We start from the raw sequence: 26,838 nt of genomic DNA, 5'->3' as shown, positions 1-26,838 counted from the left end.
CTTCTTATAATTGCAAAATCATTCCTTTGAATTATGCCAGATTACAAAGGAGATGCCTATTCCTCACAAAATCCTCTAATTAAATTCATTTCTATGAAGAACATTTCCATCATGAAGGCAATTTGCCTGCCTGGGTTCTTGCTGCTTCTTCTGATCGGGATTCCTGCGCTGGCGCAGCAACGTACCCTGACAGGAAAGATTACGGGTGACAAAGGGGAGGTGCTGCCGGGAGCTACCGTTCTGCTGAAAGGAACCACAACCGGTACTTCCGCCAACGCCGAGGGTATGTATAGCCTCCCGATTCCGGCCGACCAGACGAGCGGCACGCTGGTCGTCTCGTTTATTGGTTACCTGTCCAAAGAAGTACCCATCGGGAATCAGTCCACGCTGAACGTAACCATCGACCCTGATTCCAAAGGATTGCAGGAGGTTGTTGTCGTGGGGTATGGTACCCAGAAAAAAGAATCGATAACGGGAGCCATCTCGTCCGTGACGTCGCGCGATGTGGGGCGGGTTCATGCGGCTACCGTAACCGGAACGCTGGCCGGTAAGATTCCGGGCGTACAGTTCCGTCAGGCCGATGGCCGGCCGGGTGCCGCTGCCAATATTCAAATTCGGAACATGGGTGGCAATCCCCTGTTCATCATCGACGGGGTGCCGAAAGACAAGACCCAGTTCGACAACCTCTCGCCGAACGACGTCGAAACCATTACCGTTCTGAAAGATGCCTCCGCTTCTATCTACGGCTCACGGGCGGCCAATGGCGTGATTATCGTGACGACCAAGCGCGGGGTCGTTGGGCAGAAAAGCACCATCAACCTGGATGCTTACTATGGTTTTCAGAACTGGACCCGTTTTCCGACGGTTGTGAACGCCTATGAATGGAACCTGGGCAAAGCCGAAGCCGAAGTAAACCGCAACGGCACCACGGCCATCACCCAGGCTGAATTGGACAAGTATAAAGCCGGCACCGAATACGGTTACCAGAGCTTCGACTGGTATGATTTCATTATTCAGCCCAACTCGCCCCAGTCGAACATCAACCTGAGTGCCAGTGGCGGCTCGGACCGGATTAATTATTACATCTCCGCTACCCGCCTGGACCAGAATTCGGTGATGGGCCGCGAGTTCATATTCAACCGTTCCAATATTCAGTCGAACATCGACGTCCGGGTTACGGACCGGATTAAAGTCGGACTGACGATTGCCGGGCGGCAGGAAACCCGCGAAAATCCGGGGGTGCCGGGTGGCGACGATTATGTGGCACCCAAGTTTGCCATTCTCCGGAACCGTCCCGGCGAACGCCCTTATGCCAACGATAACCCCGATTACATCAATACGATCAGCAATCCGGCCTCCAACTGGGGCTACCTCAACTACGCGCGGTCGGGTTTTCTCAAGGAGGTCTATTCGTCGATAACCCCCCAGGCAACGGTCGAATACCAGACACCCATCAAAGGCTTGTCCGTCAAGGGATTGTATTCGTACATGTTCCGGGATTCACAACGCGAGGTATTTGAGTATACCTACGACACCTACACCTACAATCCAAGCACCCAACAATATAACCGGACGGGTGGCAGCCAGAATCCGTACCGGCAGCGGGTGGTAAACAAGATTGACGAAAATATCGGGCAGTTGCAACTTCTGTATACCAACACCTTTGGCAAGCACTCCATCAACGCCATTGCCCTGACCGAGCGGCTCAAGAAGCGCGAACGGAACGTGGAGGCTCGTACCGTGCCTAAAACCAATTCGCTGCCCGTGATGCAGTTTGCCGACATTGTTGCCTACAATGATGCCGATTTCACGCAGGCCAGAGTCGGTTACATCGGTCGGGTGAATTATGGATATGCCGACAAATACTTCGTGGAAGTGGCCGCCCGGCGCGATGCTTCCTGGAAATTCTCCCCCACCAAACGCTGGGGTACCTTCCCATCGGTTTCTATGGCCTGGCGAATTACCGAGGAACCCTTCTTTAAGGAATGGACCAACGACGGGGCCTTCCTGAATGACCTCAAACTGAGAGCGTCCTACGGGATGCTGGGTGATGATAACGTCCGGCCCAATAACGCTGACCTTGACGCCTTTGCCTACAATCCCGGCTACAACTACAACACCGGCGTGGGCATCATGTCGGGAACAACAACCGTTGCGGCCCGCGACCGGGGGATTGCCTTCGACCGGATTTCGTGGCTGAAGGCCAAAGTGACCGACATTGGGGTGGATTTCTCGCTGCTGAACAACAAAATCACAGGTACGCTCGATTATTTCCGACGGGTACGCGACGGGTTGCCTGCCGTGAAGAGCGACGTGTTTGTGCCCAGCGAACTGGGCTACGCCCTGCCGCAGGAGAACCTGGAGCGCGATGCCGTGGTTGGTGGCGAAGCCTCGCTGGTGTATAATGGCGACATCCGGGGCGTCCGGTTCACCATCGGTGCCAACATTTCCTACGCCCGAAACCGGTTCCTGAGTCCCTACAATCCGCGCTACGGCAACTCGCTGCTCGAATACCGCGAATCGCTGGAAAACCGCTGGAGCAATATTTTCTGGGGATATGAAGCCGTCGGTCAGTTTCAGTCGCAGGAAGAGATCAACAACTACGTGGTCAACAACGACGGACAGGGCAACCGGACCATGATTCCGGGCGATTTGATTTACCGCGACCAGAACAACGATGGCGTCATTAACAGCCGCGACGAACGGCCCATTGGCTACGGTATCAACAACACGCCGATTCTGTCGGGTGGATTGAACTTCACCCTGCAATACAAAGGCTTTGATTTTGCAATGGATTTCTCCGGCGGCACGATGATGGCCATCAACCGGCAGTTTGAGCAGCGCAACGCCTACCAGAACACCGGGAATGTGCCGCGCCTGCTGTTCGATGACCGCTGGCGCCGGGCCGATCCGCTCAACCCGGATAGTCCGTGGATTGCCGGTTCCGAAATTCCCCTTCGCTACAATGATACCGGACACAGCAACATCAATAAAAATTCGACCTGGTGGCTCCTGAATATCAGTTACCTCCGCAACCGGACGATGGAACTGGGCTATACCCTGCCGGCGCTGCTGACCCAGAAAGTGAAGATCCAGAAGGCCCGTCTGTTTGTGAACACCTACAACCTGTTCTCCATCGACAACACCCACCCTTACGGCATCGACCCTGAAGTGCAGGACGAAAACGGGCTACAATACCCGCAAACCAAACTGTTCAATTTTGGAGTGAACCTGAGCTTCTAAACCGACCCCGCCATGAAGAAAACTATTTTATCACTCGTCGCGCTCTTTGCGTTAACGACGAGCTGCAAGGATGATGCTGAATTCCTGAATATTAAGTCCACCAACATTCTGCTGGTCGACGAGGTCTATAGTGACCCCCGGCTGGTGTTGTCGGCGGCAACGGATCTGTATAACCGCATTCCCGACCTGGTCGAACCCGCTAATTTTGGAATCATGGCCAGCTTCGATGAGGCTTTTGCCTCGGGCGACTACGGACGGCACCAAAACCGGGAATACAGCTACGACGACTGGAGCCTGTGGGACTATGGCTATATCCGGGAAATTAACCTGTTCATCGAGCGGGTCAACGCAGCTACCCGGCTGAGTGCGGCCGACAAGGCCCGGTTCGCAGCCGAAGGCCGGTTTCTGCGGGCCAATGCGTATTTTGAGTTAGTGAAACGGATGGGTGGTGTGCCGTTGGTTACCGAGTCGCTGACCTACGATTACAGCGGAGATGCGAGTTACCTCCGTAAACCCCGCGCCAAAGAATCGGAGGTATATGATTTCGTGATCAGCGAGTTTGAGGCTATCAAATCGATTCTGCCGAAAACCCCCAATGAAAAATCCCGCGCTACCTACGGGCTGGCTCTGGCTTCGAAAGTCCGGGCTGCGCTCTACGCCGGTTCCATCGCTAAATACGGGGTCAATACGCCAACGGTTTCGCTGCCGAACGGCGAAGTGGGCATTCCGGCTACCAAAGCAAATGCCTATTTCCAAACCGCCCTGGCTTCGGCTCAGGAGTTGATTACCTCCGGGCAGTATTCACTCTATCAGAAAGCACCTGACCTCTCCACCAATTTTGCCAATATTTTTCTGGACAAGGCCAATAACCCGGAGGTCATTTTCGTCGAAGATTATAAGCTGCAAAGTGGTAAGATTCACAGCTTTGCGCTCGACAATCAGCCCCGCGCCATCACCGAAGAAGGCGAACGCGGGGGACGTCTGAACCCTTCGCTCAACCTGGTGCAGTCGTTCGAAAAATTAGATAACTCGTTTGCGCCTTTGGCCATCAATAAGGGCAACCCAAACGACTACATTTATTATGATAAGCCCGAAGACCTTTTCGCCGACCGTGACCCGCGTTTGCAGGGAACGGTGCTGGTGCCGGGGGCCATCTTCAAAAACCGGCCTATCGACATCTTCGCCGGGCTGGTGTTAGCCAATGGCAGCATTCTGTCGGGCGACCAATTGGGCCAGCTTAAGCCGGTCAATGGGGTTTCGGTGCAGGTGGTGGGTTTGTCAGGACCCATCGACGGCTACGATGGCTCGGCGCAGGGCGGTTTTTACATGCGGAAATACAACGATCCCGTAACGGGTTCGGGCCAGATTGGAACACAGAGCGAGGTCTGGAACGTGCGGTATCGCTACGCCGAAGTGCTCCTCAATGCGGCCGAAGCCGCTTTCGAACTGGGGCAGAATGCAGTGGCCGCCGGTTATCTGAAACAGGTGCGCGACCGGGCCGGTTTAACCAAGGCACTTACCCCGGGCGAAGTCACGTTCGACCGGATCGTTCACGAGCGCAAAGTGGAGCTGGCCTACGAAAACCACCTCCTTTGGGATATGAAGCGGTGGCGCCTTGCCCATGTCGTCTGGGACGGCAGCAACTCCGACCTGACTACCCAGCCCGGCAAGGCCACCGAACCCAGCACGCGGGTCTACAGCCTCTGGCCGTACAAGGTGTATAATCCCGGTGGGGCCAACCACAATAAATGGGTGTTCCGGAAGGTGCTGTCGGGCCGGGTAACGCAAAGCCACGTTTTCCGATTGGGCAACTACTACTCGCGGATCACGGATGCCATTATCAATAATAACCCTACGATTGTCCGTAACCCTAACCAATAAGCGAATGGGCGAACGAGCGAAATACCGCCTGGTATTTCGCTCCGCTCCGCGACCTACTTAAAGCCATGAAAATCTCCCTCATTTACCTCGTCCTTCTGCTTCTGGTCGGTCTGACCGGGTGCGAACTAGACAATTTCGAACCACCCAAATCCACGTTCGAAGGGCGAATTGTGTACAAGGGTGAACCCCTGCTGATCCAAAGCGCCAACGTTGCGGTGGCCAACAACTCCGATTTTCCGGTTTTTCTGGAACTCTGGCAGAAAGCGTATAACAACCGCAGTTCGATCCGGATACCGATCAAGCAGGACGGCACCTTCTCGTCGCTGCTTTTCGACGGCGACTACAAACTGATTGTCCCCAACGGACAGGGGCCTTTTCTCTGGAAACGAACAGCCGCTAATACCCCGGATAGTCTGGACATCAAGATTCAGGGCAGCCAAGCGATGGACATCGAAGTGGTGCCTTATTACATGCTTCGAAACCCGAAAATTTCGAACAATGCCCGGAAAATAACCGGTACTGTTTCCCTCGAAAAAGTGATTACCGATGCGGCCAATGGAAAGACCGTCGAGCGGGTTTCGTTGTACGTCAACAAAACCCAGTTTGTCGATGCGGGCAATAGCCTCAACAAAGCCGACCTGGCCGGAGCCGACATCAAGGATCTGGCCAATGTGAGCCTGACCACGGGCGAACTGCCCGCGCTGGTTCCGTCACAAGGGTATGTGTTTGCCCGCATTGGCTTGAAAATTACGGGTGTAGAAGACATGATCTATACGCCGGTACAGAAAATTACTTTGTAATAGGTTGGTTGGTAATGCCTACTAAGCAGCAAAGGTTCGGAATCGCCGGTTTTGGTTGTGAACCTTTGTGCTTAGTGTTTTGATAGTCACCAACAACGTATACAGAGTAAATCGTTAATCGTTTTTAGCTTATGGTTTAAACGAACCGGGACTATGTTGATGAGTTGACTCAGAAACTATAAACCGTAAACTATAAACTATTTTTAACTGAGTACTTAGCCTCGATTCAATGAAATACTTTCTTTTCCTGTTTGCCTTTCTGGGCGCAGTGGCCCGCGCTCAGGTTCCGGTCGATTTGTCGAAATTTACCAAAAGTGGCCCCACAACGGTTTCACAGCAGGGGAATGACCTGGTGGTGACCTGGCCTGCTGTGGGTAAAGAGAAAGGGCGGCTGGTGATTAACCTGGCCGCGGATAAACCACTTTTCAGCCACATTCAACTTTCGAAGGTCGGGAAGTTTAGTGAAATAGCCACCGACCTGAACCCGGCATTCGTGCTCACGGTGGGCAAGCGGGATTTGGTCTCACAGAACGGCTGGAACATTTTTTTCGATAAAACCAACCGGTTGCCGCACAAAGCCTACACCGTTGAGCTGGCGAAACGGTCGGCCAGCGTCAGCACCATTGGCTCCCGGACCGTGCTGCGGATTGGCGAAGTCGCAGCCGCATCGTTCAAAGGCGCCATCGAAATTACCGTGTATCAGGGCAGTCCGCTGTTCAACATAGCGGCTGTGATGGCGACGCAGGTCGACTCGACCGCCATTCTCTACGATGCGGGTCTGGTGAGCAAAACCGGCAGCGGCTGGACGTCACTGGCCTGGTCGGACACGGAGAACCGGATGCAGGAAATGCCGGTCGACCTGTCCGTTCCAAATAAGGCCCAGGCCGTTAAATACCGGACCATCATGGGCAGTGGCCCCAACGGAACGCTGGCGGTTTTTCCGGCTCCCCACCAATATTTTTACCCGCTGGACGAAGCCTACAACCTCGATTTTACGTGGTATGGCACCGGGTACCGGAGTCTGGTTCCGGAATTTGGCATCGGCATCCGGCAGGATTTGATGGGCGACCGGCGGTGGGTTCCCTGGGTGAACGCGCCCCCCGGCACCCAGCAACGGCTCAACTTTTTCTGCCTGCTCAGCACCGACAAACCCGCTGAAACGCTGGCCGAAGTGAAGCGGTTCACACACAACGATAAGTACCCGGTGGTGCCGGGCTACAAAACGATGTCGAGCCACTTCCACAATGAATTTACGATGAAGGTGGTGCTGGCGGGTAAGCCCATTCCGGAAAACCCCAACTTCGTGAAGGTGTTCAAGGACCACGGAGTTGATATTGTTCACCTGGCGGAATTTCACGGCCCCGGCCACCCCAAAGGCCCAGACAGCCTGCGGCTACGGGAACTGAAAGCACTGCATGAACAATGCAAACGACTGTCGGACAAGGAATTTCTGTTACTGCCCGGCGAAGAGCCCAATAATTTTTTCGGGGGACACTGGCTGTCTTTTTTTCCGAAGGATGTGTACTGGATTATGTCGCGAAAGCCCGACATGCCTTTTGTTACCGAAGACCCCAAATACGGAAAGGTTTACCGCATTGCCGACAAGCACGATATGCTGAAGCTGCTGGAAGCTGAAAATGGCCTGGCCTGGACGGCCCACGCCCGCACCAAAGGCTCGACGGGGTATCCGGACAAATACAAGGAAGAAGCCTTTTTCAAGTCTGATCATTTCTTCGGAGCGGCCTGGAAAAACATTCCCGCTGATTTATCGGAACCGAGACTGAGTCGCCGGGTGCTGGATTTGCTGGACGATTACTCGAACTGGGGTCACAAAAAACACGCCATCGCGGAATCGGACATTTTTACGATGGAACCCGAAAATGAAACCTACGCCCACCTGAACGTCAATTATATGCAGATGGACAAACTGCCCGACTACAGCGCGGGCTGGCAACCGGTTCTGGACGTCATGAAGCAGGGGAAGTTTTTCGTGACCACGGGGGAAGTCATGTTGCCCGCTTTTACGGTCAATGGCAAAGGGGCCGGCGAAACGCTGACCTTACCGGCCAGTGGAAAAGCAACGGTCAACCTGAACGTAAACTGGACCTTCCCGCTGTCGTTTGCCGAAATCATTTCCGGCGACGGCAAACAGGTCTACCGCGAACGCATCGACTTAACAAACACCTTGCCCTTCGGCAAAAAAGCATACCGGTTCGACACCAATCTTAAAAACCGCACCTGGGTGCGGGTCGAAGTCTGGGATGCCGCTATCAATGGGGCTTTCACCCAGCAGGTCTGGCTCGAAACCCCCAACTAATCGCTCAACTCTTGATCTATGAAAGTATCAATTTTTATCCTGATGCTGGCCTTCGTGCTGCATCAGGGCTGCACGAGAACTGCCCAGTCCGGACAAACAGCAGGGGCGGGGCAGAATCGTTCCACCGCGGAAAAAACCGCTCGCCGGGGCGAAGTGCTGTTTCTGGGCCATCGGAGCAAACACCACGATTCGGGAAAATATGCGCCCTGGCTCGCCATTTCCCTTTTCAAAAAAGGCGTCAATCTGACCTATACGGTTAATGTCAACGACCTCAACACCGAAAACCTGGCCAAATACGACGGGCTGGTGATCTATGCCAACCACGATAGCCTGCCGCCCGCGCAGGAAGCGGCTTTGAAGGCGTTTGTGGAAGGGGGGAAAGGACTCATTCCCCTGCATTCGGCCTCAGGCTGTTTCAAAAATTCGGATTGGTACATCAACACCATCGGCGGACAGTTCAAGTCGCACAAATCGGGGGCGATAGCGACAACCATCGTGGCCAAAAACCACCCGGTTGTGCAGGGGTTGGTGCCATTTACCACCTCGTGGGACGAAACCTATGTACACCAGCGGCTTAACCCCGACATGACCGTGCTGACAACCCGGCAGGAGGGAGACCGGCAGGAGCCATACACCTGGGTCCGGAAGCAGGGAAAAGGGCGGGTTTTTTATACCGCTTATGGCCATAACGACAGCACCTGGACCAATCCCGGTTTTCGCGAACTCGTCAATCGGGGCGTGTTGTGGGCCCTTGGGGAGCCGGTAACCAAGCAGATTGCGAAACTGGCCATTCCAAAGGTGGACATCTATGAGTCGGCCAACATTGCCATTGCGGACTACACCAAACGGCACCGCGTTCCGGCCATGCAGGTGGCGCTGAAGCCCGACGAGTCCAAAAAACTGATGCAGGTTCCGGCCGATTTCGACATTCAGTTGTTTGCCGCCGAACCCGACATTACGAATCCCATTGCCATGGCGTGGGACGAACGCGGGCGGCTCTGGATTGTGGAGTCGGTCGATTACCCGAATACCTTTCTGGAAACCGACGGAGCCGCCAACGACCGGATCAAAATTTGCGAAGATACCAATGGCGACGGGCGGGCCGACAAGTTTACCGTATTTGCCGACAAGCTGAATATTCCCACGAGCATGGTGTTTGCGAACGGTGGGGTGGTGGTTTCGATGGCTCCGCACTTCGTTTTTCTGAAAGATACCGACGGCGACGACAAAGCGGATGTGCGGGAGAACATCATGACCGGGTGGGACAAAAATGACACGCATTTTGGCCCCTCGAACCTGCAATACGGCTTCAACAACAAGATTTGGGGCGTGGTGGGCTCCGGTTTTTCCGGCACGACCCGTGATGGCAAAAACCTGAATTTCAGAACCGGCGTCTATAACGTCAATCCCGACGGAACCGGTTTTGACTTTCTGGCCAATACGAGCAACAATACCTGGGGGCTGGGGCTTACAGAGGATAATAACGTGTTTATTTCTACTGCCAACAACACCCACAGCGCGTTCTATTCGATGCCCGCCCGTTACATGCAGCGCAACCTGCCCGGCTCATCGGTGCTGTCCGTCCAAAAAATTGACGGGCATTACGATTCGCACACCCTGACGCCGAATCTGCGGCAGGTGGATGTGGTGGGGGGCTTTACCTCGGCCGCCGGGCACCATTTCTACACCGCCCGCAGTTTTCCGAAATCCTATTGGAACCGGGTGGCGTTTGTGTGTGAACCGACCGTTCGGCTGATTCACAACGCCATCATCGAGCCGAAAGGAGCCGGTTTTGCCGAACACGATGGTTGGAATATGCTGGCCAGCTCGGACGAGTGGGTTGGGCCCGTTCACGCCGAGGTTGGCCCCGATGGGGCGTTGTGGGTAGCCGACTGGTATAACTTCATTATTCAGCACAACGTCTTTGTGGAGCGGCAGGCACCGTCGGAGATGGTACTGCCGTTCAAGGAGCAGCCGCGCGGGCAGGGTAACGCCTTCGACAGCCCGCTTCGTGACATCAATTTTGGGCGCGTTTACCGCATCGTTTACAAAAAGGCAAAACCGTACCAGCCCATCACCTTGTCGAAAAATGAACCGGCTGGCCTGATTGCGGCCCTCAAAAGTGACAATATGTTCTGGCGGATGAACGGGCAGCGGCTGATTGTGGAGTCGAAAAACACCAGCCTGCTTCCGGAACTCTATAAAATCATCGCCAATCCCGCAGTAGACGAAATCGGCCTGAACAGCCCCGCCGTTCACGCCCTGTGGACGCTGCACGGTTTAGGCGTCTTGACGGGTTCGAACGCCGAAGCGATTCAGGCCGTTTCCAAAGCCCTGACCCACCAGGCCGCCGGTGTGCGTAAAGCCGCCGTCGAGGTGCTGCCTGCCACGGCCCAAACCCTGGAGATTCTCCAGAAAGTGGGTTTGCTGGACGACGCCAGCCTGAATGTCAGGCTGGCGGCCATGCTGGCGCTGGTGCCGTTGCCTCCTTCCGAAACCGTTGGAGCCGCTCTTTACCGGGCTGCTCTCCGTCCCGAAAACGATAGCGATGAGTGGATTGGCCGCGCCTTGTTTGCCGCAGCGGCTGTTCACCGCGACGGTTTTCTGACCGAAGCGGCCAGGGCTAACTCCAAAGGCGCAGAGAACGCCCTGGTCGGCCGGTTGCTGGCGGGCATCAACAAAGAGGTGTACACGCTGCAACGACGGGCGGTCATCACCCTGCCCCCCGATGTGACGGGCAAGGAGATTATTCTGAAAGGATCGGCGGCTAAAGGAAACCGCCCGATGGAGGGCTTTATTGTCGGACAGGGTGGTCAGGAGGGCGGTTACGGGCTGTACGTGAAAGACCGTCGCCTGACGATGGTGGTGAAGCAAAACGGGCAGGTGTATGCGACCAGCACCACGGAACCGCTGCCCGACAATTTTGAATTTGAAGGCCGGTTGGTGAACGACGGCGAAATGCTGTTGTTCGTCAACGGGCAGGAAGCCGCCAGGGGCAAGGCTCCCTCACTATTTACCAAACCGCTGACGGGTAGTATTCGGGTACAGCGCGACTTTGTCGATGAAAGCTCGATGGGGGCCTACGCCGGTGCCTACGACACAAAATCCTCCTTTGATTTTATGGGCAATGTGCAGAACGCCACCCTTGAAGTTCGCAAACCAACCGGTGAAGCCCGCCCGGCTACTCCGAAGAAAACCATTTCCGACAAGGCGACGGTTTTGACCATCAAGGTGGTGGAAGAGCAGATGAAATACGACACAAAACAGTTTACGGTTCGCGCCGGGCAACCCGTGGTGCTGACGCTCGAAAACCCCGACATTATGCAACACAACCTGGTGATCTGCAAACCCGGCACCGCCGAGAAGGTGGGGAAAGCCGCCGACAAGATGGCGCAGGACCCCAAAAGTGTGGAGAAACACTACGTTCCGCAACTGCCGGAGGTGGTGGCATCCAGTATTCTGGTCAACCCGGGCGAGTCGTACACCCTCGAATTTACCGCTCCAGCCAAACCCGGTGATTATCCCTTTATCTGTACCTTTCCCGGCCACTGGAGCATCATGCGGGGAGTGATGCGGGTCGAAAAAGAGCCTGAAACCAATAGCCGCTAAGCGGGAGAAAAGCCGTCAGGGGCCACGAAACGACCCGGCAGAACCGCTTGAGGAGTCACTCAATTTATCAATAAAACACCATGAAACCATTTTCTTTTCTTTTGTTGCTACTGGGGATAAGCCTGTCGCTGACGCAATGCAAGGTCGGTTCACCCAAAACCGCCAAAGCCGGCAAATCCATTCGGGTGCTGGTGGTGGGTGGAGGAACATCTCATAATTTCGGGATGTGGTACCGCAACGTGGATGGTCAGACGTTGAGCCGCGACGGTTTCGCAACGGTCAACTACGTGGGCGATCCCGATTCCATGCTGACCTTTTTGCCCCAGGCCGATGTGCTGTATCTGAGCAACAACCGGCCCATCACCAACCCGGCGGTTCGTCAGGCCATTATGGACCACGCCAACGCGGGCAAAGGCCTGCTGCTTGCCCACGCGGCCCTATGGTACAACTGGAAGGACTGGCCGGAATACAACCAGAACCTGGTCAGTGGCGGCACGCGCAAACATGATAAGTACGGCCCTTTCGACGTGACCGTGACCGACCCGCAACACCCCGTTACGAAGGGCGTTGAACCCAAATTCAACCTGAAGGATGAGCGCTACTTTTTTATTCCGGATCCGGCCGGGCCGGGTATTTCGGTGCTGGCCAGTTCGAGCGTCGCCACGTCCGATGTGATTTATCCCTCCGTTTTTGTCGTCAATCACCCCAAGGCACGCATTGTCGGTTTAGCATTGGGCCACGATGCCGAGTCGCACAACCTGCCGGTGTATCAGACACTCCTGCGGAATTCGGTTGCCTGGGCGGCCCGCAAATAGCCTATGGTTTAGCGTTTATGGTTTTTAGTTGGTCGTAATCGTGTAACTATTGAACTCTAAGAAGCTGTTTGAACTAAGGCCGGAGGCCTGTCCTGTCAATAGCATCCATCAGTTAGTGGTAGCTCCAGAGGAGCGGCCTGAAGATGTTTTTAGACCGCTCCTCTGGAGCTACCACTAACTGATGGTATTGACAGACCGCCCTTCCAGGGCTCTCCCCGGTTAACTCAAACAGCTTGTAAACTGATTTTAATAAAGTTCGTATAATCAATCAATCAAAGTCGTTATGAGTGACCAGAAAATTACCGTTGTCATCGTGGGTATGGGTTTCGGCAAGGAGTTTATTCCCATTTACCTGCAACACCCCAATATCGGCAAGGTGGGCATCTGTACCCGCAATCGCCAGACCCTCGATGATTTGAGAACCAAATACAACCTCGACCCTGACCTCTGTTTCGAGCATTTTGAGGATATACCCGGCCGCGCCGATGTCGACGCTATCCACGTTGTTACGCCCGTTCCCGATCACGCCCGGATGACGCTGGCGTCGCTCAATGCCAACAAACACACGGCCTGCACCATTCCGATGGCAATGACCAAAGAAGACTGCAAGGCCATTGTGGAAGCCAAACGGCGGAGCGGCAAAGTATATATGATGATGGAAACCGCCCTCTACACGCGCGAATTCCTGTATGGCCTGAACCTGGCTGAAACGGGCCAACTCGGTCGCATTCAGTTCGTTCGGGGGTCACACATTCAGGATATGAGCATGGAAGGCTGGGGCGAATACTGGAAAGGCTATCCGCCGATGCTCAATGGTACGCACGCCATCTCGCCCCTGCTGCGCATCAACAACACTACCGCCGAAACCGTCGTCTGTCACGGTTCCGGGCGATTGAGCGAGGACCTGGCCAGTCGATACGGTTCGCCCTTTGCCGTTGAAACGGCCACATTTACGCTGAAAGACTCCGATGTTGTGGCCGAGGCTACGCGATCGCTGTTCGACGTCGTGCGGCAATACCGGGAAAGCTACGATGTGTACGGCACCAAAATGTCGTTTGAATGGGAACAGTTGCAGGATGAGGAACACGTCATTTTCGACGGAGGGGAGAATGCCCGGCGCATCAACGTACCCGACACGGACGAATTACTGATCGACCCCATCAAGCACTTCACCAAGCGCGAAAAAATCGACGACCCCAACCACGTTTCGTTCCTGCAGGGCGCAGGGCATGGGGGATCGCACCCGCATTTGGTACAGGAGTTTCTGGCCGCTATCGTCGAAGGTCGCGATTCGGCGGTCGATGCCGAATTGGCCGCCAACTACACTCTCGCGGGGATCTGCGCCCACGAGTCGGCCATGAACGGAGGAGTTCGTGTCACCATTCCAGCGTATTAAATCAATCCTAAGTACTCTAAAAAGTTGGGCGAAGGCGTTGCTTTTTGCCTGACTTTTTAGCTTGATCGGTCTGGCTGCCGGACGGTTTTCAATCCCTATATCCCGACAACATGATTCAATTTGGCGTTAGCACTTTCGTCTGGGTTTCCCCGTTCACGACCTCCTCGTTCGACCTGCTCTATAAAGTGGCCGATATGGGCTACGATATAATTGAAGTGGCTGTTGAGGACAAAGACCTGATCGACTGGGTCCGGCTCAAACAACTGGCCCGCGAAACGGGTCTGAAAATGACCCTGAGCGGGGCATTCGGGCCAAACCGTGACATCTCCAGCGATGATGCCGCCATTCGCAAAATGGGTCTTACCTACATCGTAGACTGCCTGCGCCTGGCGGAAACGATGGAAAGTCCGATTTTCACGGGGCCGGTTTATTCCGCCGTGGGGAAAACCCGCCTGGTTTCGGCCGAACGCAAACAAGCGGAGCGGGCCTGGTGCCTCGAAAACCTGCACGAAGCCGCCGGGGTCGCTCAGACGTGTGGTGTTATCCTTGGGCTGGAGCCGTTGAACCGCTTCGAGACCGACATGGTGAACACCGCTGAACAGGCGCTGTCGCTGGTGCGCGAACTAGGCCACCCGTTTCTCAACATCTCGCTCGATACGTTTCACAATAACATTGAGGAAAAAAGCATTCCGGCTGCCATCCGGGCCGTCGGGAAAGACCTGCTGTGCCATGTGCAGGGCAACGAAAGTGACCGTGGCACCCCCGGCACCGGCAATGTGGACTGGCCCGGCATCAAAGCCGCCTTAACGGACATTGGCTATGAGGGGGCCGTCGTCATTGAAACCTTCGGTGCGCCTTCCGCCGAACTCGCCAAAGCCGCGTCCATCTGGCGACCCCTGGCCGCCAGTCCTGATGAATTAGCCCGCGAAGGGTTAGATTTCTACAAATCGCTCTTTTAGGGATGTATGCAACCATCTATCGTCGTTATTGGGTGTTTTGACACGAAAGGCCCGGCCTTTGCCTTTTTGCGGACTTGCATTCTGGCGCGGGGTGAATCCGTCATTACCATCAACTCCGGCGTCATGGAAACCGCCGTCGATTTCCCGATTGATTACGATTCCGAAGCCGTTGCCGAAGCCGCAAACCAGTCATTGGCGGATCTGCGAACGAGCCGGGACCGGGGTCGGGCCATCGAGGTCATGGGGCTGGGAGCGGCCACCATCGTGGCGCGGCTGGTTCAGTTGGGATGGGTGAAAGGGGCCATCGGTATGGGCGGTGGTGGCGGCACATTCGTGTCGCTCTCGGCCATGCAGCCCATTCCGTTCGGCGTTCCCAAACTCTGCCTGTCGACCATGGCCGCCAAGGATTTGACCCGGCAAGTTGGTACGAAAGACATCACGCTAATGGCATCGGTCGTCGACGTGGCCGGTCTGAATGGCATGTTATCCCCGCTCATCGAACAGGCCGCAGCGGCCATTTGTGCGATGGGGGCGGTGGTTCCGGCCCTACGCCACAAACCGGTGGGCCGCATTGCCATCAGCATGTTTGGAAACACCACGGACTGCGTGAATTACTGCACCGAACGGCTGGAAAAACGCGGGTATGAAGTGGTCGCTTTTCACGCCAACGGCACGGGAGGGCGCACCATGGAAAGTCTGATCGAGGAAGGTCATTTTGATGCTGTTCTGGACGTAACGACCACCGAACTGGCCGATGACTTATGTGGAGGAATGTGCAGTGCCGGGCCGGACCGTCTAACGGCGGCTGCCCGGATGAACCTGCCCCAGGTGGTGGCACCGGGCTGCCTGGATATGGTTAATTTCAGCCAGCCGGACACGGTTCCGGCGCATTACCGGCACCGCCAACTCTATAGTTGGGCTCCGAATGTAACGCTGCTGCGAACCGATGCCGCCGAAAACGAGCAACTGGGCCGGTTGTTGGCCCGGAAAGTGAATCAGTCGAAGGCGGGCGTCACGGTGGTTTTGCCGCTGAACGGCATTTCGCAGATCGATGCGCCCGGACACGTTTTTTATCAACCCGAGGTAAACCGTGTCCTGTTTTCGGCTATCAAAACGAATGTATCCGAAGCGGTGCGATTAATCGAGTCGCCCGCGCACATCAACGACCCGGCGTTTGCCGACGTGCTGGTCGCCCATTTACTGGAATTAGTACAACCAAAATAAACCAAGATATATCGTATGCCGAACCAATGGACGGGAAAAGGAAACCCCTATACGAGAGCTGAAGTCAGAGCGCGTTTGCAGGCTACGCTGGACAGCCAGAAAGCCATTATTGCCGCGGGTGCCGGAACGGGTATCAGTGCCAAATTCATCGAGAAAGGGGGTGCCGATCTGATTATCATTTACAATTCCGGGCGGTTTCGCATGGCGGGGCACGGTTCTACGGCCGGTTTGATGGCCTACGGCGATGCCAACGCCGTGGCTATGGAAATCGGTGAGTTTGAAGTTTTGCCCGTGGTCGAAGAAATTCCGGTGATTTGCGGGGTGCACGGCTCCGACCCCCGCCGACGGATGTGGCACCACCTGCTGAAAGTGAAGGACATGGGCTTTTCCGGCATCAACAATTTTCCGACCCACTGCATTGTAGACGGCCACTTCCGGCGGGTGCTGGAAGAAACCGGGATGGGGTTTCAGAAAGAAGTCGAGATGGTGCGGCTGGCGAGCAAAATGGACTTGTTTTCCATCGTCTATGTCGCCACCCCCGACGATGCCCGGCATATGGCCGAAGCGGGTGCCGATGCGATTATCGCCCACGTTGGCACCACCGTTGGCGGCTCCATCGGGGTGACGGATGCCAGTTGTTCCATGGATGAAGCCGTGGAGCGGACGCAGCAAATCATCGATGCCGCAAAAGAAGTCCGTTCTGACATCTTTTTCCTGGCGCATGGTGGCCCCATCAACACCCCGGACGATGTTCGTCTGGTGCTGGAGCGGACGAATGTGCAGGGTTTTGTGGGCGCTTCGTCGCTGGAGCGGATGGGCGTGGAAGAATCCCTGACGGAACTGACCCGAAAATTCAAATCGCTCGCCCGCTGATGACCGGGGCGTTGCTGGCTTTCCGGCAAACCATCCGAATGAACAGAATGTCTGTTAAAAAGCTGTCAGAATGCGCGAAAGGAGCTTGGTAGAATTGTATTCCGGATAATCTGAGGTGTACCCTGAAAAATACCGGGAGGTTTGTCTGGCAGTGAGAACGTTGTTGGAAGTGGAAAATGGCAGGAGCCCGCAGATTGCGGGCTTTTTTTTGGGTTTTGAGAGAGGATTTGGGGTACTCGTAGGGACAAGTGAAAACCTTTGATTTTTAGGTATTTATTGGCAAGTGAATAAGTTTACTTTCATCTCTCATCTTTCATCAGGTATACCCCGGCAAACCGCAAATTGACTCTTTGTAGCCTTTCTCAAACCGGAATTTCCTCAGAAGTATCCACTGCCCGCCCTTGGCCCGCTGGTTAATCGTTAGGGGCTGTTTTCCATCGGCATGACGGATCGTCACGACTATCTGCCTGTGGTTGCTCTATCTGGATTGTCTGTGAAATGGCCGTCCTGTTCAACGATCTTTTCCCCATTTGTAGAACCCGTGTTTGAAACTTCTTTCAGAATGAGCGTCCGCAAACGCTGGTCATGCGCATCACCCCACTGCCCGATTGCGCCGATGACCGGAATCAGGGATTGACCAAAATCGGTCAGATAATATTCCACTTTGGGGGGGACAACCGGATAAATCACCTTTCCCACCAGCTCGTGACCTTCCAACTCCTTCAACTGCACATTCAGCACGCGCCGGGACGCCCCCGGAATTTTTCGCTGCAACTCGCTGGGACGTTTAAATCCTTCGTTGATAAACCACAAAAGCCGCATCTTCCATTTCCCGTAAAGTACTTCGCCGGTCAGGTCGAGCCCGCAGTTCAGGTCGGGCAATGTCTTTCTTTCGTACATCCTGCAAAGGTAATCATAGGCATTGGGCGGTTCAATAGGGATAAATTTATCCCTATCTGAATCGTAAATCCGTACTTGTCAGCCCGTGTCCTACGCCCGAAATTTGCCCTAAACAAATCAGCAGGTCAATGGACTTTACTTTTGAAAATGAACTGGCGGGCAAAATTGCGCTGGTAACCGGCGGCAGCAAAGGCACCGGTAAAGCGATTGCCGATCGCCTGATGAAAGCGGGTGCAACGGTGATCATTACGGCAAGAAACAAACCGGAAATTGAAAACAACGGCACCTTTTTTATCGCGGCAGATCTAAGTAAGTCCGCAGGGACGCAGAAAGTCGTTTATCAAACCGTTCTTGAAACGAAACTCGCTTAATCAACACAAGCCTAAAATTTTATGAAACTTCCCGGCACTATTGAAAGCCTTATCAAGGCACAAAACGATTTGGACAGCGCGGCATTTGCTGCGCACTTCACCGAAGAAGCCACCGTTTCCGATGAGGGGTCGTCTTATGTGGGCCGAACCGAAATTAAACAGTGGATACAGCAGGCAACGCAGAAGTATCAAATGCAGTTACAACCGCTCGATTACAATCAAACCGGCACCGTGGCCGATCTCACCGTAGAAGTTACGGGCACCTTTGATGGAAGTCCTGCCGTGATGCACTATCACCTTGACCTTGCTGGTTCATTCATCCGCTCTTTGAGGATTAAGGGGTAAGCTTTCAAAACCTTCCTTTCGCCGGCTTTGCTGCGAGAAAACGCATACTTTTGTGACGGAACCTCCTGCGAAACCTTAAAAGTATTCTACCAATGATAATCGAAAAATCGGGATTGAGATGGGTAATGTCGGCATTGGTCATGCTGTTTTTCACCGCATTTACCAAAGCGCAAAAGTCGGACGTCACCTACAGAAATGACCCGTCTCAGCGAATACGAATTGCACCTGAAAGTGTTTTCAAGATGTTTCGCGAAGCCGGCATGAAGCCCGTCGATCATGGCCTGACGCCTGCCCAGAAAGACAAGGTGAAGAATGCGTTCGCGCTGTTGCCACCGTTGCATCAGCGGATTTTGAAACAGCATCTGCACAGCATCAGCTTTATGGATAACATGCCGAACACGGCATTGACATCTCCGGTTGATTCCGCTGGCGTGCCGAAGCTGTTCAACATTACCTTTCGGGCGGGTTTACTGGACGAGACCATTTCAGAATGGGCATCGTGGAAAGAAAATACCTGCTTCAAACCGGCAGATGATGCTGCCTACAAACTACGCATCGAAGGCGGTAAGCTGGATGCCATCATTTACGTGCTGCTGCACGAGGCTACCCACATCGTCGACGTGGTGATGGGGGTCACCCCGCACGCGCCCGAAAAACAGTCCGTTGTTGAACCGACAGCGTTCACCAAAGGTATTTGGCGCACGATGAACGTGCCCGTCGATCCCTACATCGATTCGCTGCTGGAACAAACCCGTTTCCGAAGCGGCAAAGCCGTGCCGATCAGCCTGGCACCGGAAGTTTTCCGAAAGCTCGCGCAGACGCCTTATGCTTCGTTGTATGCGATGGCGGCCTGGTCTGAGGACATCGCTGAACTGGCAACCATCTATCACCTCACCACCAGATTGCATCAACCGTTTTATGTGGTCGTTACCAGAGACGGCGTTGAGCTGGCCCGATTCGAGCCCATGAAGAACGCGCTTGTTAAACAGCGGTTGGACCAGCTAACACAATTCTACGAAAAATGATCTTACATTCTTGTTTGCCACAGTAGCCGTAAGCGGCTTGTGCTAATAGTTGCAAACTTGCCTTATCCAGACCATGGGGTCTCGTGGACAAATACAGAATTTTGGTGACCCTGAGCCACATAAGCCGGACGGTTACCGCAATTTTCGGTCCTTTTGTGTTTATTTGTTCTTCCTTGAACCCTGCCCATGAAACGTTTCACCTACCCCGCCTTACTCCTGATGGCTGGTCTGCTCAGCCTGACCGAAAAAACCGCCACCACTGACTGGCCCGAATACAATGGCGGGCCCGATCGTAACCATTTTTCGCCCCTCACGCAGCTACATCCCGGCAACGTCGGGGGCTTGAAGGTCGCCTGGGAATATGCGTCGGGCGGAGTCGATACGCTCAAAAACAATACCCAGATCCAGTGCAATCCGCTCATCGTCGGCGGGGTGCTGTACGGTGTTTCGGCCGGGTCGCAGGCCTTTGCGCTCGATGCGGCCACGGGCAGGGAGATTTGGAAAACCGCCTTCACCGACGATACTTTCGCCATGAATAGCCGGGGAGTGACCTACTGGACCGATGGGCGGGAGGCCCGGATTTTCTTCGCCTACGGCTCGTTGCTCTACGCCCTCGACGCCCGAACGGGAAAACCGGTGGCCAGTTTTGGGAAAGGCGGAAAAATCAGCTTGAAAGAAGGGCTTGACCGCCCCGGCGCCGACGAGTACGTGGTGAGCAATACGCCGGGCGTGATCTATAAAAACCTGCTCATCATGGGACACCGGGTGTCGGAGATCGCCCCGGCCCTGCCCGGTGATGTGCGCGCCTACGACCTGCACACGGGGCGGCTTGTCTGGACGTTCCACACCATTCCACACCCCGGCGAGTACGGGGCCGACACCTGGCCGAAAGACGGCCATCTCAACTTTGGTGGTGCCAACAACTGGATGGGCATGGCCATCGACCGCCAGCGCGGCATCGTCTATGTACCCACGGGAACGGCGGCCTTCGATTTATACGGCAGTACCCGGCCCGGCCAGAACCTGTTTGGCAATAGCCTTGTCGCCCTCGACGCGGCCACGGGCAAGCGACGCTGGCATTTTCAGACGATCCACCACGACATCTGGGACCGTGATATTCCGGCTCCGCCCAATCTGTTCACCGTCGTTCATGAAGGCAAAAAGGTGGATGCGGTTTCGGTTTTATCCAAACAGGGGTTTCTGTTTGTCTTCGACCGGGTCACGGGAAAACCGCTGTTCCCGATTGAAGAACGACCCATGCCTGCTTCTACCGTTCCGGGGGAAAAAGCCTGGCCCACCCAGCCGATTCCCCTCAAACCCGCCCCCTTTACCCGGCAATCGTTTTCGGAAAGCGACATCAATGACTTTGTCACCGACCGCGACACGGTGCTGGCCCAGCTCCGGCGCTGGCAATCGGGGAAGGAGTTTATTCCGCTGCCGCTGAGTCCCAACCGGACCGTGTTTTTCCCCGGCACCGACGGTGGCGCACAGTGGGGCGGGGCCGCAGTGGACGAAGCCGGCATCATGTACGTTCCCGCCAAGCAAATTCCGGTCACCATGGCACTGGTTCCGACCAAAACCGGTACGGTGTCAGCCGGAACCGTTAACCGTACTGGTAGCCAACTCTACCAAACCCACTGTGCCGCCTGCCATGGCCAAAACCGTGAAGGCAGTCACGACGGTAGCTATCCGGCCCTGACCAGCATTTCCCAAAAACGCAACGAGACCTCCGTGGCCCAGGTTCTGGCCAAAGGGCAGGGCATGATGCCGGCCTTCACCCACCTGAAGGAAGTTGAGCGCAAGGCCATCGTGGATTTTCTGTTCGGCAAAACAACGTCCGTCGCCAGCAACGCGGGCCTGAACACTGCGCCTTATCACCACACCGGTTTTACCCGCTGGTATGACCGGGCCGGGTATCCCGTGAGCCGCCCACCCTGGGGTACGCTGACGGCGATCGACCTGAATACGGGCGAACACCGCTGGCAAGTGCCGCTGGGCGAGTACCCCGAACTGGTGGCAAAGGGCATTCCCCCGACGGGCACCGACAACTACGGTGCCCCGGCGGTTACGGCGGGCGGTTTGCTCTTTATCGCTTCTTCCCGTGACGAACTGATTCGGGCTTTCGATCGAAAAACGGGCCGTGAACTTTGGCGTGCCAAACTGCCCGCTGCCGGGTATGCGTCGCCGAGTACCTACGCCGTCAATGGCAAGCAATACGTGGTGATTGCCTGCGGAGGTGGCAAACTCAGAACGAAATCGGGGGATCGGTACGTGGCGTTTGCGTTGCCGTAAACAACGACGTCGTCAGTTAGCGGTTGCCTGGCGTTTGATGAGAAAGTTATACTGGTCACTTCATCGCTTTGATCCAGGCCCGAAGCAGTTCCAGACTTTCGGTATGCACCGTTTTTCGACCCAGTTCGGGCATCCGATCGCCGGGGTCAGTCGAATACAGGCGGTAGATCAGAATCGATGCCGCGGGTTTGCCCGGTACGATATCGAAGGCGTGACCACCCGACCCGCGCCCCGCGGCAACCGGCGTTTTCAAAATTCCCAATGCCGTGGGGTTGGTTTCCCCAACGCTCAGGTTTAATCCCGACGTCATGGCCGGTCCCTGCGGGTTGTGGCAATGGGCGCAGTTGATGTCGAGCCAGGCCCGCGCCCGGTCGTTGAGCGAACCGGTTTCCGGTTGATTCCATACGGGCGTTTTGGGGCAGTCGGCCAGTGGGGGCATGCCCGTTAGCATCCCGGTACGGTGCCAGTGCAGCAGTTGGTTTTCTTTTTTTGCTGCCCCTGCGTACGCCAGATCACCGTTGAGTTGCCGCACCGACGGACCGATGGGAGTCAGGACTTCCTGGCGGTTGTGGCACCCTTTGCACTGGTTCAGGTTGGGAATCCCGTATGCGTGCTGACGGGCGGTTCCTTGTGCATCCACGTACTGAACGGTTTTGGTATCGCCGGCCACTTCCAGCACGGCGTCGGTCTGCTCGGGGTTCCACACATAGACCAGCGCTTTCCAACCGCCCGGCTGGTGAACCAGCAACCGCGTTTCCAGCAACCGACGCCCTTTAGCCGGATCGCGGAAGTCATGCGGATAGTAAAAGGTTTTGATCAGCGTGGTGCCGACCGGAAAATGGAGCACCGCTGTATCAGTGTACGTTACCGACTGACCCGGGGGAAGTTGGATGAAGCGGAGTTTTTCGGCGTAATCCGAGAACAAAGGCGTGTTCAACGCGTAGGGTACCACCCCGGCTGCCGGCCGCTGGTGGGCAAGATCGCCGGAAAAAAAGCCGTAGTCCGATAGCTTTTCGGGTACCGTAGCCGTTTGCCAACTGACCAGTGTCAGCCACAGGGTCAGAAGCCCGGCTGCAATCAGGTACGTGCGCATTGGTTAGCGAGCGTTGAGGGACGGAACCTTGAGTGGTGGCAATTGGCAGTTAAATGGGGCGGCATCGCGGGACATGTTTTTGAAGCCCTGCCCGGCATCCAGGACGATCAGGCTTTGATTTTTGTTGTTACGAATGCAAATGCGACGCTCGGGAAGGGGCTGCCCATTTTTGTCCAGCGTGGCCGGATCGGCAATACCGTCGTAGAGAATATGGGGGATTTCAGACCCTGTTTTTAGAATTAACGCAAAAAGCTCATTGCGGGCAATAGCCGGGCCGGAGTTTCGCTCGTAAACGTTGTCGTGAATGGAAATAGCCGTCGGGAAGGGATAGTAAGCTTTGTCGGTAATGGGCCGTTGGGTAAACAAGTAGCTAATGATGCCTGTACCCGTGCTTTGGTTGCGGATAAACCGGTTGTTAAACACCTCAACCCCGTTGGCCGCCAGAATGAGCAGGCCGGTTCCGGCAGAGACCGTCGCAACGATGTTGCCTTCGGGAGCAAAATTCGGCAGGTTGTTGTCGTGCACATAATTATTGAATACGCGCACGTTCCCGCCCTGCTTTTGGACCAGATCGGGCAGGTCGAACACCAGGATACCGCCCGTATTCTCGTAGGCTTCGTTGTCGAACACGTCGGCGTCGCGTGAATTTTCGATTTCGATGCCGGCTACGTTGTGGTAAGCCTTACTGTTTTTAACGATAATCCCGCGCGATTGCCCCACATAGATCCCCGCATCGGAGGCCCCGATGGCGGTGCAACCCTCAATCAACACCTTGTCGCACTGGACCGGATACAGCCCGTAGCCGCCATTGGTCGACTTGGGAGGCCCCGTCCACTCGACTTTGACGTTGCGGAAGGTGATGCCTTTGACATTCATGGTTTTGATGCCATCGCCTTTGGTATCCTGAACGGTCAAATTCTCGATGACGATATTTTCACTGTTCGACACGCGCAGGCCCTCGGCTCCGTCGGTCTGGCCTTTGAAGCTGAGCACGGTTTTGTCGATGCCTTGACCGCGAATGACGATGCGCTTTTTGTCCTGGAGTGATAAACTACTGGTGAAAGTGAAAGAACCCGCATCCAGCTCGATGGTGCTGCCGTCATCGGCCATGATCAATTTCGTCTGGTAGCGTTTCTGAACGTCTGACTGGGCGCAGAGCGTAGAAGCATACAGCCAGGCAGTCAGCAGCAATAAGGCCGGTTTCATCAAAGAAGGTTTAGCGTAAGCGAATGTCGATCCACACTAATCACAGGATGTAGTGGACGAGCTTAAAACTACGCCAAAGGAGAATTATTTGCAAATCTCCAGGAACATAATAGGCCTCTCAACTACCTGATAATGGGGATAATGCTTCTCCGAGTTGGACGAATAAGCCCTTGTTTGTTTCTTATACCATTAATACATTTCCGAGCCAGCCAGTTTAACGCAGGAAAACCACTCCCAACGCTTATTTGTCACGTCCTGTGCGTAAAGTGGTGGGTGTAACGCCTGTATACTTTTTGAACTGTTTACAAAAATGGCTTTCATCAGTGTAACCAAATTCATAGGCAATCTGAGCCAGGCTTAAGGGGCTATAGAGTAATCGGGCTTCGATGAGTTTGATTTTGTGCTTGATGATATACTGTTTCAGGGATTCCCCCGTCTGCTTCTTGAAAAAGAGGCTGATATAGGCCGGTGCATAATGGAAGGCCTCGGCCAGGTTTTCAATTCGTAGTTTGTCTGGCTGATAAATGTGTTGCCGGATATACAGGAGCATGGCCTCTACCGAATGGCTCAGCAGGGGTCTGGCCGACGTTTGATCAAACAGGTTTCGGGCCAGGATCATCAGTATACTGCGCATGAGACTGTCGCGAATGATGGCAAAGTGGGGTGACTGATGCCGTTCATATTCGGCTTCCAATACCATCAACAGCGCGTGCAGTTTTTTCTTCTCCTGATTGTCCAGGACAATAGATCCACGACTCTGAGAAGAGGTGGTGAGTAAGGCTTTTATAATCGGTTGTCCGTTGCTGTCTTTCTCCTCCCCATAGTGCTTGTGGATCGATTCGTTGAAGCGAATAAAGCAGAACTCGGTTATTTCCTCAATGGCAAAATCATGGTAATCCTGTGGTCCCAGCAGAAACACATCGCCCTGGGTATAGGGAAACGCGTTGCCATTCATGTTATGAATCCCCCGGCCTTTGAGTATAAAAATGATCTCGAAGTACGTATGGGTATGTACGGCATGAACCCAGCTCGCGGCTTCGAAATGATAGATGTTAAAGGAAGTATGCAGAATGTACCGTTTCATACGTCTTCGGAAAGCTATAAATCTACCAGGAAAGAATGGATTTTTACAACGCGTTCCCTTTACATGGTCGTAGTTTTGTCATAGGAAAAGCTGTATTCTACCCCTATGAAGAAATCCATGAAGTACCTTATCCTCTCCCTGACCGGTTTACTGGGGTTTGTTTTGTCGTTTTCGTTTCGGAGTAAGTCCGACGAATGGGTTTCCCTTTTGGACACTAACATGACCCAGTGGGAGACTTATCTAAGCTATGCCCATAAGCCGGATTATAATGGAAAGATACCAACGGATGCATCGGGCAAGCCGATTCCACCGATTGGCTACAACAGAGATGACACCCATGTATTTTCAGTCTTAAATGAACCCGGTGGCCCCGTCTTGCGGATCAGTGGGGAGATCTACGGGTGTTTGTTCACCCGAAAGGCCTACGAAAACTATCACCTGGTGCTTGAAATGAAATGGGGAGAGAAAAAATATGACCCCAGAAAAAATAAATTGCGGGATTCGGGCATCCTGTATCATTCCATTGGCGAAGCGGGTGTGGAATATTTTCGATCGTGGATGCTTTCGCAGGAGTTTCAAGTCATGGAGGGGCACATGGGTGATTTTTGGTGCCAGGCTAATTCCGTCATCGATATCCGCTCTTTTCCATCCGAAGGCATTATGAACCGGGTGGCGGACGCCAGGCAACCGTTCGCGCCCTTCAAGGGGGGCGGTGACTACTACTGCCTTCGGTCGGCCAATCACGAAAGTCAGCCGGGAGAATGGACCCGACTGGAACTGATTTGCTTCGAGGGGAAAAGCCTTCATCTGGTCAATGGCCACGTGGTGATGGTCCTGAAAGATTCCCGCTATAGTAACCCCGACGGGCAGGAAGTTCCCATGCGGCAGGGCAAGATCCAGCTACAAAGTGAAGCGGCTGAAGTGTTTTACCGTGACATTCGCATCAAACCACTGACTGCCCTGCCCAAGGTATATGCGGACTTATTCTGATACCCGCCGTGCATCGCTCATTACGGTACCCTGATTCAGGGTTTGATTCGGTCCTGGCTCAGAAGAGGACATTTATCGGCTATTATAAAGTTATTGAAGTTCAACTGTTTTTTACTGCAATTACGCAGACTAAAATCGTCACCTGTAAGCTTTAGTTACATTTGCAATGAAAAATCCCTCAAAACAATCAGTTTTGAGGGATTTTTTTACTTTCAGTGCACTTGTAGGGATTCGAGCCCCAAACCTCCTGATCCGTAATCAGGGTTAAAGCCTTTACTACTCTCTACTTTGATTTACTGATAGTTATTAAAACTATCAGTAAATCAGGAGTTTATACTCAATAGTTTACTAGTCTTTACTTTATTGTTTACCGAAAGTTACCAATTTAGTGTATCAAATTGAGTGCAAACACTGA

The 26,838-nt window shown here is 54.4% G+C and carries 20 protein-coding genes; 15 read left to right on the top strand and 5 right to left on the bottom strand.

What is annotated here, in order from left to right; genetic code table 11:
- The first annotated feature begins 93 nt into the window (after positions 1 to 93).
- The 10 genes from ACS5NO_RS14985 to ACS5NO_RS14940 all read left to right on the top strand — a co-directional run bounded on the left by ACS5NO_RS14985 (position 94) and on the right by ACS5NO_RS14940 (position 17,117).
- Entirely contained in the window at positions 94 to 3,243 is a 3,150-nt protein-coding gene (locus ACS5NO_RS14985; protein ID WP_439415910.1) for a SusC/RagA family TonB-linked outer membrane protein, read from the top strand.
- Between the two features lie 12 nt (positions 3,244 to 3,255).
- On the top strand, positions 3,256 to 5,124 hold the full coding sequence (locus tag ACS5NO_RS14980) for a RagB/SusD family nutrient uptake outer membrane protein (protein WP_439415909.1): 1,869 nt from the start codon (positions 3,256 to 3,258) through the stop codon (positions 5,122 to 5,124).
- Positions 5,125 to 5,189: 65 nt separating this feature from the next.
- Complete coding sequence (locus ACS5NO_RS14975; RefSeq protein ID WP_439415908.1) at positions 5,190 to 5,924, top strand: DUF3823 domain-containing protein; 735 nt, start codon at positions 5,190 to 5,192, stop codon at positions 5,922 to 5,924.
- Between the two features lie 229 nt (positions 5,925 to 6,153).
- Positions 6,154 to 8,241 carry a CehA/McbA family metallohydrolase domain-containing protein gene (locus tag ACS5NO_RS14970; RefSeq protein WP_439415907.1) on the top strand — a complete coding sequence of 696 codons (2,088 nt, stop codon included), beginning with the start codon at positions 6,154 to 6,156 and terminating at the stop codon, positions 8,239 to 8,241.
- Between the two features lie 18 nt (positions 8,242 to 8,259).
- The gene (locus tag ACS5NO_RS14965; RefSeq protein WP_439415906.1) at positions 8,260 to 11,850 is read left to right on the top strand and encodes a PVC-type heme-binding CxxCH protein; all 3,591 of its coding nucleotides are present in this window, start codon (positions 8,260 to 8,262) and stop codon (positions 11,848 to 11,850) included.
- 80 nt (positions 11,851 to 11,930) lie between these two features.
- Positions 11,931 to 12,665, top strand: a complete 735-nt coding sequence (locus tag ACS5NO_RS14960; protein ID WP_439415905.1) for a ThuA domain-containing protein — start codon at positions 11,931 to 11,933, stop codon at positions 12,663 to 12,665.
- Between the two features lie 283 nt (positions 12,666 to 12,948).
- Entirely contained in the window at positions 12,949 to 14,061 is a 1,113-nt protein-coding gene (locus ACS5NO_RS14955; RefSeq protein WP_439415904.1) for a Gfo/Idh/MocA family protein, read from the top strand.
- A gap of 110 nt (positions 14,062 to 14,171) precedes the next feature.
- Complete coding sequence (locus ACS5NO_RS14950) at positions 14,172 to 15,020, top strand: sugar phosphate isomerase/epimerase family protein (protein ID WP_439415903.1); 849 nt, start codon at positions 14,172 to 14,174, stop codon at positions 15,018 to 15,020.
- Positions 15,021 to 15,026: 6 nt separating this feature from the next.
- A complete protein-coding gene (locus tag ACS5NO_RS14945; protein ID WP_439415902.1) occupies positions 15,027 to 16,244 on the top strand; it encodes a Tm-1-like ATP-binding domain-containing protein in 1,218 nt (405 codons plus the stop codon).
- A gap of 15 nt (positions 16,245 to 16,259) precedes the next feature.
- Positions 16,260 to 17,117 carry a phosphoenolpyruvate hydrolase family protein gene (locus ACS5NO_RS14940; protein ID WP_439415901.1) on the top strand — a complete coding sequence of 286 codons (858 nt, stop codon included), beginning with the start codon at positions 16,260 to 16,262 and terminating at the stop codon, positions 17,115 to 17,117.
- Positions 17,118 to 17,433: 316 nt separating this feature from the next.
- Here ACS5NO_RS14940 and ACS5NO_RS14935 read toward each other — a convergent pair whose 3' ends face one another.
- The gene (locus ACS5NO_RS14935) at positions 17,434 to 17,574 is read right to left on the bottom strand and encodes a golvesin C-terminal-like domain-containing protein (protein WP_439415900.1); all 141 of its coding nucleotides are present in this window, start codon (positions 17,572 to 17,574) and stop codon (positions 17,434 to 17,436) included.
- A gap of 2 nt (positions 17,575 to 17,576) precedes the next feature.
- Complete coding sequence (locus tag ACS5NO_RS14930; RefSeq protein WP_439415899.1) at positions 17,577 to 18,017, bottom strand: winged helix-turn-helix transcriptional regulator; 441 nt, start codon at positions 18,015 to 18,017, stop codon at positions 17,577 to 17,579.
- A 128-nt stretch (positions 18,018 to 18,145) separates the two neighbouring features.
- On the opposite strand from ACS5NO_RS14930, the gene ACS5NO_RS14925 reads away from it, so the two are divergent.
- The 4 genes from ACS5NO_RS14925 to ACS5NO_RS14910 all read left to right on the top strand — a co-directional run bounded on the left by ACS5NO_RS14925 (position 18,146) and on the right by ACS5NO_RS14910 (position 22,050).
- The gene (locus ACS5NO_RS14925; RefSeq protein WP_439415898.1) at positions 18,146 to 18,388 is read left to right on the top strand and encodes an SDR family NAD(P)-dependent oxidoreductase; all 243 of its coding nucleotides are present in this window, start codon (positions 18,146 to 18,148) and stop codon (positions 18,386 to 18,388) included.
- Between the two features lie 21 nt (positions 18,389 to 18,409).
- The gene (locus tag ACS5NO_RS14920; protein WP_439415897.1) at positions 18,410 to 18,733 is read left to right on the top strand and encodes a nuclear transport factor 2 family protein; all 324 of its coding nucleotides are present in this window, start codon (positions 18,410 to 18,412) and stop codon (positions 18,731 to 18,733) included.
- A gap of 92 nt (positions 18,734 to 18,825) precedes the next feature.
- Positions 18,826 to 19,758, top strand: a complete 933-nt coding sequence (locus tag ACS5NO_RS14915) for a hypothetical protein (protein ID WP_439415896.1) — start codon at positions 18,826 to 18,828, stop codon at positions 19,756 to 19,758.
- A gap of 186 nt (positions 19,759 to 19,944) precedes the next feature.
- On the top strand, positions 19,945 to 22,050 hold the full coding sequence (locus ACS5NO_RS14910) for an outer membrane protein assembly factor BamB family protein (RefSeq protein ID WP_439415895.1): 2,106 nt from the start codon (positions 19,945 to 19,947) through the stop codon (positions 22,048 to 22,050).
- Between the two features lie 55 nt (positions 22,051 to 22,105).
- Here the strand turns inward: ACS5NO_RS14910 and ACS5NO_RS14905 are convergent, their stop codons facing one another.
- From ACS5NO_RS14905 to ACS5NO_RS14895, 3 genes are all read right to left on the bottom strand, one after another.
- A complete protein-coding gene (locus ACS5NO_RS14905; protein WP_439415894.1) occupies positions 22,106 to 23,143 on the bottom strand; it encodes an SO2930 family diheme c-type cytochrome in 1,038 nt (345 codons plus the stop codon).
- 3 nt (positions 23,144 to 23,146) lie between these two features.
- On the bottom strand, positions 23,147 to 24,349 hold the full coding sequence (locus ACS5NO_RS14900) for a parallel beta-helix domain-containing protein (RefSeq protein WP_439415893.1): 1,203 nt from the start codon (positions 24,347 to 24,349) through the stop codon (positions 23,147 to 23,149).
- A 241-nt stretch (positions 24,350 to 24,590) separates the two neighbouring features.
- The gene (locus tag ACS5NO_RS14895; RefSeq protein ID WP_439415892.1) at positions 24,591 to 25,433 is read right to left on the bottom strand and encodes a helix-turn-helix transcriptional regulator; all 843 of its coding nucleotides are present in this window, start codon (positions 25,431 to 25,433) and stop codon (positions 24,591 to 24,593) included.
- 117 nt (positions 25,434 to 25,550) lie between these two features.
- Between ACS5NO_RS14895 and ACS5NO_RS14890 the strand changes: the two genes are divergently transcribed.
- Positions 25,551 to 26,423 (top strand): 3-keto-disaccharide hydrolase, encoded by an 873-nt coding sequence (locus ACS5NO_RS14890; protein WP_439415891.1) that lies wholly within the window; start codon positions 25,551 to 25,553, stop codon positions 26,421 to 26,423.
- Positions 26,424 to 26,838: the final 415 nt, after the last annotated feature.

The sequence above is a fragment of the Larkinella fluvii genome (assembly GCF_051857545.1).
Lineage (GTDB): Bacteria > Bacteroidota > Bacteroidia > Cytophagales > Spirosomataceae > Larkinella.
The sequence above is the reverse complement of the archived record's forward strand: the minus strand, read 5'-3'. Positions and strand labels throughout refer to the sequence as shown.